Below are 13015 nucleotides of genomic sequence, written 5' to 3'. Positions count from 1 at the left end.
TAAAAAACTCAAATATTCCTACAGCTTCACTATGTATATCCTAAATAGCGCTAAGTTAGCGGCTGCTTATTGCCCATTTGTTATAATTTAACACATTAATACAGCATGGAATTAGCATCCGTAAGTTCTCACTTTTTATTATTTATACAACCCTCTAAATAGCTTTAAAAGTAATTAACTATAAGATATTTCGCCTATAAATAACGCTTAGATATATATATACTGTAGGTAATTATTAATATGACTTTTTGCTGACAATAATGTTTTTAGTGTTGTTGTTATTAATGCAAAATATTAACGAAAAGAATAGTAGCTATGACTTTCAAAAATAAACACACTACCTGCGAGACTTTCCCATGTTATCAAAACGCATAATTCCATGTCTCGACGTTAAAGACGGCCAAGTAGTCAAAGGCGTAAAATTTAAAGGCCATGAAGTAGTTGGTGATATTTTAACTATGGCAAAAGCTTACAGCGAGGCCGGTGCAGATGAACTTGTTTTTTACGAAATTAGTGCCAGTGTTGAAAAACGCTTACTCGATGTAAATTGGGTAGAGAGTATTGCCCGTCATATTGATATTCCTTTTTGTGTGGCTGGCGGAATTAAGTCGGTTGCCGATGCCGCTCGCGTACTTGAACGCGGCGCAGACAAAATCAGCATTAACAGCCCTGCTATTGCCCGCCCTGAGCTAATAAAAGAGCTGCACGATGAGTTTGGTAAGCAATGCGTAGTGGTCGGTATAGATAGCTTTTACGATGAAGTGACCGGTGAATACTTAGTGTACCAACTTACTGGCGATCCTAATGCGTCAAGCCGTACCCGTTATAAAACACAAGAATGGGTTAAACGCGTACAAGACTTAGGAGCAGGCGAAATAGTATTAAACTGTATGAACCAAGACGGCGTACGTAACGGTTATGATATTGAGCAATTAAGTAAAATACGCGAACTGTGTAATATTCCTCTTATCGCCTCAGGCGGTGCTGGATCTATGCAAGATTTTGTAGATGTGTTTAAACAAAGTGAAGTTGATGGCGCACTTGCAGCCAGTGTTTTTCATAAAAATGTGATTAACATTGGTGAACTAAAACAATTTTTAACTAATAACCAAGTGGCAGCAAGATTATGATATTAACACTCGACAACCAAACTCAAGTTGATTTCACTAAAAGTGAAATGATCCCTGCTATTATTCAAGATGCACGTTCTGGTGTTATTTTAATGCAAGGCTTCATGAACAGCGAAGCACTAAAGGTGACACTTGAAAGTAACAATGTAACGTTTTACTCGCGCTCAAAATCGCGTTTGTGGACCAAAGGTGAGTCATCTCAAAACTATTTAAATGTCGTGTCAGTACACACCGATTGTGACAACGATTCTATTTTGGTACTTGCCAACCCAGAAGGCCCAACGTGCCACTTAGGTACGCAAAGCTGTTTTGGCGATGATGCAAAACCAAGCCTAAGCTTTTTAGCGCAACTTGAAGATGTTATTGTAGCGCGTAAAAACGACGACCCAGCTAAAAGCTATACAGCGTCTTTGTTTGCAGAAGATTTAAGCCGTAGTTGTCAAAAAGTAGGCGAGGAAGGCGTAGAAGTTGCCCTTGCTGCAATGAAACACGATAACGATGAGCTAACAAACGAGTCTGCTGATTTAATTTATCACCTTACAGTGTTATTACAACGCCAAGGCTTAGCCCTTGAAGACGTAGTTAAATGCTTAATAGGTCGCCACAAGTAAGTTGTAGCTTTAATACCAACAACTTTTATAAAAGCACGCTTAAATTATTTAGTGTGCTTTAGCACATAGCGCACTAAATTCATTAATTAAAAGGATAATATTGAATGAAGAAGTTAGCCTCTGTCGTATTTACTGGCTTGGTAATTTCAGGTTGTTCTAGCGTTGTTACTGAGCAAACAGCCGCCATAGATCAACTTACACCATGTAATAAAATTCAAACCTTACTTGGTGCATACGATACCCGTTTTGAATCGCTAAAAACAACCAAAGTAACTACAAAATTTATGGATAGCTGGAGTACTAACTATCATTTAGTGGGTCAACACTGCCAAATTACTGCATTTGATCATGATAATGTTATTTACCGCTGTCAAAATAGTTACAAAGAGCAAGTAGCTGCTGTAACAGATCATCAAAAAGCAGTGGCTTTTACTCGCCAATGTTTGCTTGAAAATAATTGGCATGAAAGCCAAAAAGAGTCAAAAAACTCGATTCGTACTACTTTCGTGCTTGATGAAAATACCCCTGTTATTTCAATCTACACCGGTAAAACGTTATCTAGTTTAAAATCGTGGTCTACCTCATTAGAAATTGGCAAATCAGTAGCTACTAAACAATAATTTTTTATAGGGTTTTATGGGTTTTAAAACAAAAACTAGCAAGACTAAACTTAAAACCGATTGTATTGGAGTTTGCCAGCGGCGCAGTGGCCTATGTACTGGCTGCGGACGTACCAACGATGAAATTTTTGAGTGGATTATTTTATCTGAAGATGAAAAAAAGGTGATTTTAGCAACCCCACGAAAAGATTAAGCAATGAATAGCTGGGGTTTTAATAGGTAAGCTAAACATCTGGGTTATAAAACTTTAACTTCAATAATAGACTAAAACTAACTGTTGTTAAATTTAGCCTGTTATTGAACGTTTGAAATAAATGGCATCTACTTTATTACTCATTATTTTTGTATTTATACCTTATAGGTTACCCGCTAGCTAAATTTATATCGGTTTGCGTAGCTTGAAAACAAGCGCTTACAACCTGCTTAAATGATTTATTAATGTCGATACTAATTACATTTAACTCATCTGCTTGGGGGATTTCCAATGTCTCGAATTGACTTTTTAATAGCTCAGTAGGCATAAAATGGCCTCTTCTATCTTGCATTCGCTGCTTAACTAATTCAAAACTTCCCTGTAAATGTAAAAAAGTAATATTCACATTTCCTTCGCATATTTGCTCTCGGTATTTTTTCTTTAAGGCTGAACAAACAATAACGGCCACTTCATTTTTTTGCTCAATACTAAACGCAGCGTCACGAATTCTTTCTAACCACGGCACACGATCTTCGTCATTTAGAGGTTGCCCTGATGACATTTTCAAAATATTTGCTTTAGGGTGTAAATCATCGCCATCAATAAATTTAGCGTCCATTTTTTTCGCAAGCGCATAACCAATACTCGACTTTCCGGTGCTTGATACACCCATAATAATAAATATTCGACCCGCGTTTATTTGGCTCATTTAGCTAATCTCACTCTATTTTTTAAAAATTCATTAGCTTTGAATGAATTTTTATATTAAGTTACTGGTAACATGTTACGCGTAACTTAATATAATATGAAATTAAACACAAGTTAACCGTCATAATTTGAGTTGGATTTAAGTAGGGAACATATGTCAGATTTATCTTTAATACTAACCGCGGTAGGCTCTATTCTACTGTTACTTTTTTTAGTCATGAAAGTAAGGCTACACGCGGTTGTCGCTTTAATTTTAGTTTCGATGATAGCCGGGATTTTCTCTGGAATGAGCCCACAAATGATCGCTGGAACTATCCAAAAAGGAATGGGCGGCACTTTAGGCTTTGTTGCTGTTGTGGTTGCATTAGGTGCCATGTTTGGCAAAGTAATGGAAGAAACTGGAGCGCTTGACCGTATTGCTCATACGTTATTACATCGTTTTGGCGAGAAAAACGCTAACTGGGCGCTCACCTTTACTGGTTTTATATGTGCTTTACCACTATTTTTTGATGTTGCTGTGGTACTTTTAATTGGTATTGCATTTGCTGTGGTACGTAAAGGCGGTGGTAGTGTTATTAAAATAGGTATTGCACTGCTTGCTGGTATCGCTGCTTGTCAGGCATTTCTCATCCCTGCGCCAGGCCCTATTTTGGTAGCATCTCAACTTGGTGCCGATTACGGTTATATGATTTTATTTGGCTTGCTTGCTGCTATTCCAGCTATGATCATTGGCGGCCCTCTTTGGGGATCGCTAATTGCTAAGTCAATTCATGTTGAACTACCTGAACACGCCCAAAATAATGATAATACTAGAGACGGTGAGGGCGAGCCTAGTTTTGGCTTAGCTCTAGGTTTAATTGCACTGCCATTATTAATGATTGCTTTAAATACGATTGGCTCTCGTTTTGTTGAACAACAATCTAACTTACATCATTGGCTGGAGTTTATCGGTCACCCATTTACTGCAATTCTTGCAGCTTGCTTAATGGCATTTTATTTACTGGGTGTAAAACGTGGTGTGCCTCAAGATCGTATAATGGAAATTTGCAGTAGTGCCTTACAACCTGCTGGCGTTATCATTTTGGTAACAGGCGCTGGGGGAGTATTTAAACAAGTATTGGTTGATTCGGGTGTAGGTGCAGCGCTTGGTAATATGCTTGCGGGATCTGGCTTACCGATTGTTATGTTAGCTTTTATATTAGCAGCCGCAGTACGCGTAATTCAAGGCTCTGCAACTGTTGCTATGCTTACAGCATGCGGTTTAATTATACCTATGTTAGAGCCGCTTGGACTAGATGGCGCTCAACTTGCAGCGGTTACTATCGCCATTGGTGGAGGCTCAATCGTTTTATCGCATGTAAATGACTCTGGCTTTTGGTTAGCTAATCGCTACCTTGGCCTAACTGAAATGCAAACGCTGAAAACATGGACGGTGATGGAGACCATTATTGGTACAACGGGTGCTATTGTAGCTATGATTATTTCCCTCTTTTTATAAATTATTTTTATTCAAAACCCTGAATATGTCCGATGCTGTGCTTAAATAGCAGCATCGGTGTTTACTTCGAGTGTTATAGCTTTTACTGTTTGATGGAGGCAAGCACCATATTTCACTTACAACTCAATATTCTAGGTTTAATATTTTCTTGCTTTATGAGTGACATAGTTAATCAAACACTTTCACCTAAATGAATCACATAACCGGTATCACATATTTGCTCATCGGGTATTTCAATATCTGCTGTTGAACTAATACGACTGAGTAATTTAGCCCCCGCAAGGTTACCAATCTGATAACGCGGCGTGATCACACTGGCTAGCTGAGGCACCATAGATTGACCAATATCATGGCCATGAAAGCCTACAACCCCCATGTGTTGAGGAACAGAAATATTATTTCTTTGACACTCAAAAATAGCACCAATAGCCAAATCATCATTAGTACAAAATATACAGTCAGTATCTGGGTGTTCAGTACGTGTTTTTTGCAATAATTTAGCGCCCAAACTAAACGACGAAGCTTCATTTGTCATCACACTTTTAGGAGTAAGCCCCCTTAGTAACATTGCGTCGCTATAGCCTTGAAACTTCAATTGTGTGCGCATATCTAACCTTGCACCAAGGTAAACAATATTCCGGTAGCCTTTATTTAAAAGCGCATTGGTCATCTCAAAAGCAGCTTTAGCGTTATCAAAACCAACCGCTTGGTGTATTGGAGTGTGATGAATATCCATTATTTCAACCACAGGAATACCCGCCATAGCAATCATTTTTCGGGTTCTGTCGGTATGCGTTGTTTCCGATAAAATTAGCCCATCTACATGATATGATAATAAATATTAAACTCTCTTTTCTTCAATTTCGGGGCTATAGCCATAATGCGCGAGCATTGTTTGATACCCAGCAGGCTCAGTAATATCTTCAATTCCGCGAATAACTTGCGAAAACACTTGATTAGTTAACGATGGGACAAGCACACCTATAGAGTAGCTTTTGGCATTGGATAATAAATCAGGGGCTTTATTAGCAATATAACCAAGTGAATCTATGGCTGCTTTAATTTTGATTTGAGTTGTTGCTGATACTTTCTCTGGGTTACGTAAATAACGACTTACCGTCATTTTAGTTACCCCTACTGCATCCGCTATATTTTGAAGTGAAGAGCGTTTATTTTTTTTCATCACAGGTAATTAATTTATTATGTTACAAGTAACATAACAATTATAATCGCGGTTAGCCACTTTTAAGCTATTTTTCTAGGTAAATTTAACCTTATTGATAATATCTATACTGCCTAGGCTTACTTAAATCAACTGATTATCAAATTAGATACTTAATTATATGCTTTTCAATGAAAAAAATACAAATGCCTCAGTGTATAGAGGCATTTTAAACGATGTTATTACTTATAAATAGCTTACGCTTTATCGAGCGCTTGACTTACATCTGCAATAATATCGTCGATATTTTCAATACCAATCGATAAACGCACTAAATCACGGCTCACACCCGCATTAGCGAGTTCTTCATCATTAAGCTGACGATGCGTGGTTGATGCAGGATGACACGCTAGCGACTTAGCATCACCGATGTTTACCAAACGCAGTATCATATTGAGTGCGTCGATAAAACGAGTGCCTGCTTCCAAGCCACCTACAATACCAAAACTTAATATACCCGATGCTTTACCATTAGTTGTTTTTTTACACATTGCGTTGTATGGACTTGACGCTAAGCCTGCATAGTTAACCCATGAAACTTTAGGGTGCTTTTGTAAATACTCAGCCACCTTTTGTGCATTTTCGCAGTGACGTTCCATTCGCAAACCTAAGGTTTCAAGGCCAATTAGAATGTCTGATGCATTTTTTGGTGCAAGTGCCGCACCGGTATTTCTAAGCGGAACCACTCTACAGCGACCAATAAACGCGGCTTCTGCAAAGGCTTCGGTATAAACAACATTATGATAAGACGGATCTGGCTCGTTCATCATGGCAAAGCGTGTTGCATTAGCTTTCCAATCAAACTTACCTGAGTCCACAATCATTCCACCTATGGCTGTACCGTGCCCATTTATATATTTAGTTAAAGAATGCACCACTATATCTGCACCCAACTCGAATGGGCGGCATAAGTACGGCGTTGCAACTGTGTTATCAACAATAAGGGGCACACCTTTACTGTGTGCTATTTTGGCTAATCGGGCAATATCAACAATATTACCTGCAGGGTTGCCAATTGATTCACAAAATACTGCTCGAGTATTATCATCTATTGCGTTTTCAAAGGCCTCAAAGTCATCTGCTTTGATCATCCGTGCTTCAATTCCTTGGCGTGGTAATGAATGTGCAAATAAGTTGTAAGTGCCGCCATATACTTGGCTAGTACTAACAATGTTGGTGCCAACTTCACATAAACATTGAATTGCGTAAGTAATTGCTGCCATGCCAGAGGCTACAGCCAGTGCGCCTACGCCCCCTTCCATAGCCGCGATACGCTGCTCTAATACTGCGTTAGTCGGGTTCATAATACGGGTGTAAATATTACCAGGTACTTTTAAATCAAATAAATCAGCACCATGCTGGGTGTTATCAAACGTATAAGATGAAGTATTATAAATTGGCACTGCTGCAGACTTTGTGGTTGATTCTGATTCGTAGCCATGATGCAGCGCTAAAGATTCTAGTTTCATTAGTATATTCCCTGTTATTAATTTACTTAGCGTTAAATTAGCACTTATATGCTACTAAGTGCACTTGAAATATACTAATGACAATTGAAATTTTTAACCTTTAAAAACAACCACTGTTAACTTTTAAAGCTATAACTAGTTTAGCTGTAAACTAAAACCAATAATAAAGAGTATTACGCCTAAATAAATAATACATGCAGATTCATATTTTTTGATGTCTCACCTGCAATCAGGTCGCACGTGCCTTTATATATCCCTTTGCACACCAATAATACTCCCCCTGTTAGTCTATAATTATTTAAATTTATATTACCTTTTTCATCTGTAATAATGCGTAAATAACCAATAAGTATAATAATACTTGCCGATATTAATAATCCAATTTTTAAACTTTCCATGGGTATGCTCACTTTTAATTTAAGTGCTTAGTTTAATATTGATAGTTTGATAGGACGTTATACTTATTAACGCTACTTTTAACTTCACTATTTAAATTGGCTAATAGTGCGTACATCTTAGTTATATTATGCCTAAGCTGTTAGGATACGCCGTCTAAATAATGTAGAACGGTTATATAAGTATAATGTCTAAATTTTTCTTTATGGGTAAGCCCGATATAATGGGTAAAAATAACAGTAACGGTTTTAGTCCTAAGCGCAATGAAAAAGTGGGCAGCGAGCTTCATCCATTATCGTTAGTGGTTAATTCACCACAACGCAAGTTAGAAGTAGAAGCAATAGTACAAGAACATAGGTTATTTGCTACAGTAGAGCTTAATACTCAAAGTGATGAAGATATAAGAGAGCTTGAATTCGCGCTGGTTAAGTCTACACCGCAAGTATTCGATAAAGTCCCTGAGCGTAACTCTCCTTGTTTATGCGGTAGTGGTAAAAAGTATAAAAAGTGTTGTGCTTAAATTATAGCTCATAATTTAATCTCCTTTCTCATTCTTTAATATAAAAATGCCACCTGTTAATAACAAGTGGCATTTTATTATTTGCTATAAAGTTCAGCTAAAATAAAGGTTCGGCTTTATTTTTGCGCTTAACTTATTTTACTATTTTCATTTCATCTAATAAATTTTGGGCATTATCTACCTTGTCCATTACCCATAGCATGTAACGAGAATCTACGTGAATTGAGCGGTTTAGTTCTGGGTTATAATCCCAATCGCCAATGATGCTTTCATATACGCCATCAAACAATAAACCCACCAGCTCGGCTTTACCATTGAGTGTTGGCGAGCCTGAGTTACCGCCGGTTGTATCTACGTTTGATAAAAAGTTAACAGGTACTGTGTTCATGCCGCCGGTGTAATCACCGTAAAGTTTCGCTTTAATTTGCTGTTGTAGCTTTTTAGGTGCATTAAATGGCGCTACATTGGTATTTTTAGCCAGTAAACCTTCTAATGACGTAAATGGTGTTGCCACTAAACCATCTTGTGGTGAGTAGCCTCCTACCGTGCCGTAAGTTACTCGTAATGTGCTGTTTGCATCTGCATATACGGCCTTATTTTGTGCTTTATTAAAGGCAATAATAGCGCTCATTAATTGTGGGCGAGCAGCTTGTAACTTGCCTGCAAGTGCTTTTGATTTATCTTCTTCAGTTTTCATTACTGCAAATATCGCTTTAGCGTATTGCATAAATGGGTCTTGGCTTTGGTTTAGCTGGCTAAACGATTGCTCAAACAATGAATTGCGTACAAGTTCGTTATCAAGTGTTGATTTAGTATACATTTGCTCAAGCAATGCACTTTGTTTCGCTTTATCAAAACCATTTTGTAGTTTAAATGCCTTATCAACCTCGCTAAAGCGCTCTTCTTTCGGAAGTGCGGCATAAAGCTCTAAAAAGTGCAGTAAAATAGCTTTATCTACATTGGCATCAAAGCGACGCGTCATACGCTCAAGCCCAGCTTTAATGCGCGGTAAGTCACGCTCTTGGTATCCAGACTCTCGCTCTGCATTTGGCTTTTGTTGCTCATACGCTAAACGGTATAAGCTGCGAGCGGTACTGATCATTTGTGATCTGTGTACATAACCTAACATACGATCGCGCTCGCTATGCAGTTGCGATTGCGTTACTAATGCCGATAGCTCATTTAAAACATCGCCATATTGCTGCTTGCGTGTTTTATCACTATTTATCCATTGAGTTAGTTCTTGCTCAAACTGTTTTTTGCGCTCAAACATGGTGCCTTTTTTAAAGCTTTCTATCATTGAGCCATAGTTTTTAATGTAATTATTGTAACCTGCAATAGTGCTTTCGTAAGCTATACGCGCTTTACTGCCGTCCTCTGCGTTTTCTTCAATAAGTGCTACGTATTTTGAATTATGTTCACGCGCTTTAGGATAGCTGTCGTTAAATACGTTATCTACTTCTGCAGCAATACGGTAACGGTTAGTACGCCCCGGATAGCCTGTTACCATTACAAAGTCGCCCTCTTGCACACCTTTAGCACTTACACTTAAGTAAGAATCGGGTTCATAAGGTACGTTATCTTCGCTGTACTGTGCTGGTTTACCATCTTTTCCTACATACGCACGGTAAAAACCAAAGTCGCCGGTATGGCGCGGCCACATCCAATTGTCTATATCACCGCCATATTTACCTACGCCCATAGCGGGAGCGTATGCTAAGCGTACATCTTTTATTTCTAGCGACTTAATGAGGTAATACTCTAAGCCACCATGAAACGAATACACATTACAACGATAGCTCTCATCGGCTTCACACTGAGCTACTAATGCTTTTTCGTTTTTTTCAAGGGCATCGTAGCGTGCTTTAGCACTTAACTTTTGAGTGTCTTTAATTACTTTGTCGGTAACGTTAGTTACGGTTTTAGTAACATAAACACGAGAGCCAGGAGCTGCGGGTAAATCTAGCGCTGGAGTTTTAGCTAAAAAGCCATTTTTTAAAATATTATTATCGGTTGTTGAGTTGTATTGAATAGAGCCATAAGCACAGTGATGGTTTGTTACCACCAAACCTTTTGGCGATACAAATGATGCCGTACAACCACCTAGGCTAATTACCGCATTCATCGGGAATTCGGTTAATTTTGAAATAGATTTAGCATCTATTTCAAGCCCTTTGGCTTTTAATATTGATTCTAATTCTGGAAGCTGATGTGGTTGCCACATGCCTTCATCTGCAATTGCAGTGCTTGAGAGTGTAATTGCTAAAGTTGATGCTATTGTAGCGACAAGAGGTGTTAAACGCATTATAGAGTCCTTTTTATTGTTTCTATAACAGGTTACTCGTGAAGTATTATGCAGGTCAATACCGTGGTAATAAATTGTTACAATGTGGCCTATAAACCCTCATATATAGCGTTAATAGCAAATTGTGGCAGCTATATTTTGTATTTACTTATAACTACTTTATATAATATGTGATTATTTATAAAAACCTTGGTGAAAAATCCAATAACAACTCCTCAGGTAATGGCTTACTAAAATAGTAACCTTGAACAAAATCACAATTTAACTCACCAAGTAAAACAAGCTGCTCTTTCGTTTCCACTCCCTCTGCAACCACGGTTAACCCTAAGCTATGCGACATGGCTATAGTTGCTTTGACTAAATTACAGTCTTCTTTTTTGGATGTAATGCCATTAATAAACATGCGATCTATTTTTAAAACATTAAAAGGGTACTGCCTTAAATAGCTTAATGATGAATACCCAGTACCAAAGTCATCCATTGATAGCTTTATGCCCAATTTAGTTATTTCTTGCAAGGTGTCATTTATATTCAATTTAGCATTCATTAACACCCCTTCGGTAATTTCTAACTCTAAATATTTAGCCTTTACATCTAGCTCGCTAAGAGTGTCTTTTATAAAACTAAGTAGGGATGTGTCTCTAAATTGACTTGGGGATAAATTAACAGCCATAGTATATTTATGGTGTTGCCCTTTATTAAAGCACTGATTTTGCCATTTTTTTAAAAACTGTAAGGCTTGCTTAATAACAAACTTCCCAATGGGGATAATCAATCCATTATGCTCGGCTATTGGAATAAATTCATCGGGCGGTATATTCCCCAGCACTGGGTTATACCAACGTAGCAAAGCTTCCGCGCCAGTAACATGTTTATTTTTAACATCTAACTGCGGTTGGTAATATAGTTCAAATTCATTACGCTGTAACGCACCTTGCATCTGCTCCTCTATCGCAAGGCGACGCTGAATTACTACGTTCATTTGTGGAGTAAAAAACGAGTAACTATTACGTCCCAAGGCTTTTGCTTGATACATTGCCGTATCTGCATTGCGTAAAAGATCAGACGCTGTATCGCCATTTTCGGGGTACATAGCAACCCCAATACTCATAGTGAGTACAAGTTCTCTCCCTTCAATTTTAAATGGCGAGGTAAAACTTTTCAGTAGCTTTTCTGCAATATCTATTGCGTTATAATGACTATTAATACCCCGCAACAGTACAATAAATTCATCTCCTCCTAAACGCCCTATGGTGTCTTCTTTGCGAATGACTTGCTGTAATCTTGCAGCTGATTTAACCAGTAGCTTATCGCCTAGTTCATGGCCAAACGAGTCATTTACTTTTTTAAAGTTATCTAAATCAATAAAAAGTACAGCCACATGCCCCTTGTTTCTTTGTGCTTCAAAAAGCATATGCGATAGTCGGTCAAGTGCTAAAAAGCGGTTAGGTAAAGAGGTTAAATTATCATAATAAGCTTGTTTACGGATCAGCTCTTCTGCATCGTGCTGCTCGGTAATATCTCGAATAATAACCATAACTTGCTGGTATTGCGAAACATGGTTAATTCTTGCCTCAAAGTACACAGCTCCCTGCGACATAGTTAGTTGATATTGAAAGCTCACCATTTGTTTTTGGCTTAAGGCTTGGGAAATATTTTTTCTAAACTTACTGCTAACATCGTCTGGTAATAAATCAAACATACTGCTACCAATAAATTGCTGAGGTAAAGCATAAAGATTACTGCTACTACTGCTGCTGGCTTGATAATCAAGGATTTTGCCATCTTCTTGCATTACAAAAAATAGATCAGGAATAGCCTCAAATATTGTTTCCAACATTTTCTCTCTAAACATAGCCTGTTCTTGCGCCTGTTTAACATCGGTTAAATCAATATCAATACAATACATTTGTTTAATGCCATATTGATTTATAAACATTACATGGCTTGAAAACACCGAAACATCATTATTATTTTTATCACGAAGAGTTAGCTCTGCTGCAGGAATTTCTATTCCTTTTGTGATCCAATGAGTATGGGCAGCAATCACTATCTCTTGTAAATCACTTGGTATAATTAAGTCTTCAATTTTCTTACCTGTTGCTTCACTTTTTGTATAGCCATAGAGTACTTCGCTGCCTTTATTCCAATAAATAACACGGCGTTGTTCATCATACCCCTGTACAGAAATAGCATTCACAGCATCAAATAATTGATGTAATGGGTCATTAACAACATATTGGTGAGCTAAAGTATGTATATTATTTTTAGATTTCATTCTGATTAATTACTAAACAATACTTAATGTTAATAATAGAACGAAATAATTAAATTAACACTTAA

At 37.7% G+C, this 13015-nt stretch carries 12 protein-coding genes and 1 pseudogene; 6 read left to right on the top strand and 7 right to left on the bottom strand.

Features of this window, described 5'->3' with window-relative positions:
• The first annotated feature begins 356 nt into the window (after nucleotides 1-356).
• The 4 genes from hisF (at nucleotide 357) to AAEZ18_RS05040 (ending at nucleotide 2554) form a co-directional block, all read left to right on the top strand.
• On the top strand, nucleotides 357-1130 hold the full coding sequence (hisF, locus tag AAEZ18_RS05055; protein ID WP_011330107.1) for an imidazole glycerol phosphate synthase subunit HisF: 774 nt from the start codon (nucleotides 357-359) through the stop codon (nucleotides 1128-1130).
• Nucleotides 1127-1741: a bifunctional phosphoribosyl-AMP cyclohydrolase/phosphoribosyl-ATP diphosphatase HisIE gene (gene hisIE / locus AAEZ18_RS05050; protein ID WP_341255519.1), complete on the top strand. Its 615-nt coding sequence runs from the start codon at nucleotides 1127-1129 to the stop codon at nucleotides 1739-1741. The genes hisF and hisIE overlap by 4 nt, the downstream gene beginning before the upstream one ends.
• A 104-nt stretch (nucleotides 1742-1845) precedes the next feature.
• Complete coding sequence (locus AAEZ18_RS05045; RefSeq protein ID WP_350593988.1) at nucleotides 1846-2361, top strand: hypothetical protein; 516 nt, start codon at nucleotides 1846-1848, stop codon at nucleotides 2359-2361.
• 16 nt (nucleotides 2362-2377) lie between these two features.
• Nucleotides 2378-2554, top strand: a complete 177-nt coding sequence (locus tag AAEZ18_RS05040; protein WP_350593990.1) for a DUF1289 domain-containing protein — start codon at nucleotides 2378-2380, stop codon at nucleotides 2552-2554.
• A 169-nt stretch (nucleotides 2555-2723) separates the two neighbouring features.
• Here AAEZ18_RS05040 and AAEZ18_RS05035 read toward each other — a convergent pair whose 3' ends face one another.
• Complete coding sequence (locus AAEZ18_RS05035) at nucleotides 2724-3263, bottom strand: gluconokinase (RefSeq protein WP_011330104.1); 540 nt, start codon at nucleotides 3261-3263, stop codon at nucleotides 2724-2726.
• Between the two features lie 153 nt (nucleotides 3264-3416).
• Between AAEZ18_RS05035 and gntU the strand changes: the two genes are divergently transcribed.
• Nucleotides 3417-4760: a gluconate transporter gene (gene gntU / locus AAEZ18_RS05030; RefSeq protein ID WP_011330103.1), complete on the top strand. Its 1344-nt coding sequence runs from the start codon at nucleotides 3417-3419 to the stop codon at nucleotides 4758-4760.
• A gap of 172 nt (nucleotides 4761-4932) precedes the next feature.
• Here the strand turns inward: gntU and AAEZ18_RS05025 are convergent.
• From AAEZ18_RS05025 to AAEZ18_RS05010, 4 genes and pseudogenes are all read right to left on the bottom strand, one after another.
• Nucleotides 4933-5586, bottom strand: a pseudogene (locus AAEZ18_RS05025) (substrate-binding domain-containing protein); the annotation flags it as partial.
• A gap of 15 nt (nucleotides 5587-5601) precedes the next feature.
• Nucleotides 5602-5943, bottom strand: a complete 342-nt coding sequence (locus AAEZ18_RS05020) for a LacI family DNA-binding transcriptional regulator (RefSeq protein ID WP_352255071.1) — start codon at nucleotides 5941-5943, stop codon at nucleotides 5602-5604.
• Nucleotides 5944-6179: 236 nt separating this feature from the next.
• On the bottom strand, nucleotides 6180-7451 hold the full coding sequence (locus AAEZ18_RS05015; protein ID WP_086997553.1) for an O-acetylhomoserine aminocarboxypropyltransferase/cysteine synthase family protein: 1272 nt from the start codon (nucleotides 7449-7451) through the stop codon (nucleotides 6180-6182).
• 179 nt (nucleotides 7452-7630) lie between these two features.
• Nucleotides 7631-7849, bottom strand: coding sequence for a MetJ regulator of methionine regulon (locus AAEZ18_RS05010; protein ID WP_257025405.1), 219 nt, complete (start codon nucleotides 7847-7849; stop codon nucleotides 7631-7633).
• Between the two features lie 185 nt (nucleotides 7850-8034).
• Between AAEZ18_RS05010 and AAEZ18_RS05005 the strand changes: the two genes are divergently transcribed.
• Complete coding sequence (locus tag AAEZ18_RS05005) at nucleotides 8035-8367, top strand: PBPRA1643 family SWIM/SEC-C metal-binding motif protein (RefSeq protein WP_179806871.1); 333 nt, start codon at nucleotides 8035-8037, stop codon at nucleotides 8365-8367.
• 133 nt (nucleotides 8368-8500) lie between these two features.
• Here the strand turns inward: AAEZ18_RS05005 and AAEZ18_RS05000 are convergent, their stop codons facing one another.
• Together AAEZ18_RS05000 and AAEZ18_RS04995 are read right to left on the bottom strand one after the other, a co-directional pair.
• The gene (locus AAEZ18_RS05000; RefSeq protein ID WP_350593994.1) at nucleotides 8501-10672 is read right to left on the bottom strand and encodes a S46 family peptidase; all 2172 of its coding nucleotides are present in this window, start codon (nucleotides 10670-10672) and stop codon (nucleotides 8501-8503) included.
• Between the two features lie 178 nt (nucleotides 10673-10850).
• Nucleotides 10851-12950 carry a sensor domain-containing protein gene (locus AAEZ18_RS04995; protein WP_350593996.1) on the bottom strand — a complete coding sequence of 700 codons (2100 nt, stop codon included), beginning with the start codon at nucleotides 12948-12950 and terminating at the stop codon, nucleotides 10851-10853.
• Nucleotides 12951-13015 lie beyond the last annotated feature (65 nt).

The sequence above is a fragment of the Pseudoalteromonas sp. 19-MNA-CIBAN-0066 genome (genome assembly GCF_040308705.1).
In the GTDB taxonomy this organism is placed as follows: Bacteria; Pseudomonadota; Gammaproteobacteria; order Enterobacterales; family Alteromonadaceae; genus Pseudoalteromonas; species Pseudoalteromonas nigrifaciens.
This window is presented reverse-complemented; position numbering and strand designations above follow the sequence as displayed.

Coding starts and splice junctions, on each gene's coding strand:
- hisF (WP_011330107.1), top strand. CDS start 357: ATGTTATCAAAACGCATAATTCCATGTCTCGACGTTAAAGACGGCCAA.
- hisIE (WP_341255519.1), top strand. CDS start 1,127: ATGATATTAACACTCGACAACCAAACTCAAGTTGATTTCACTAAAAGT.
- AAEZ18_RS05045 (WP_350593988.1), top strand. CDS start 1,846: ATGAAGAAGTTAGCCTCTGTCGTATTTACTGGCTTGGTAATTTCAGGT.
- AAEZ18_RS05040 (WP_350593990.1), top strand. CDS start 2,378: ATGGGTTTTAAAACAAAAACTAGCAAGACTAAACTTAAAACCGATTGT.
- AAEZ18_RS05035 (WP_011330104.1), bottom strand. CDS start 3,263: ATGAGCCAAATAAACGCGGGTCGAATATTTATTATTATGGGTGTATCA.
- gntU (WP_011330103.1), top strand. CDS start 3,417: ATGTCAGATTTATCTTTAATACTAACCGCGGTAGGCTCTATTCTACTG.
- AAEZ18_RS05020 (WP_352255071.1), bottom strand. CDS start 5,943: ATGAAAAAAAATAAACGCTCTTCACTTCAAAATATAGCGGATGCAGTA.
- AAEZ18_RS05015 (WP_086997553.1), bottom strand. CDS start 7,451: ATGAAACTAGAATCTTTAGCGCTGCATCATGGCTACGAATCAGAATCA.
- AAEZ18_RS05010 (WP_257025405.1), bottom strand. CDS start 7,849: ATGGAAAGTTTAAAAATTGGATTATTAATATCGGCAAGTATTATTATA.
- AAEZ18_RS05005 (WP_179806871.1), top strand. CDS start 8,035: ATGTCTAAATTTTTCTTTATGGGTAAGCCCGATATAATGGGTAAAAAT.
- AAEZ18_RS05000 (WP_350593994.1), bottom strand. CDS start 10,672: ATGCGTTTAACACCTCTTGTCGCTACAATAGCATCAACTTTAGCAATT.
- AAEZ18_RS04995 (WP_350593996.1), bottom strand. CDS start 12,950: ATGAAATCTAAAAATAATATACATACTTTAGCTCACCAATATGTTGTT.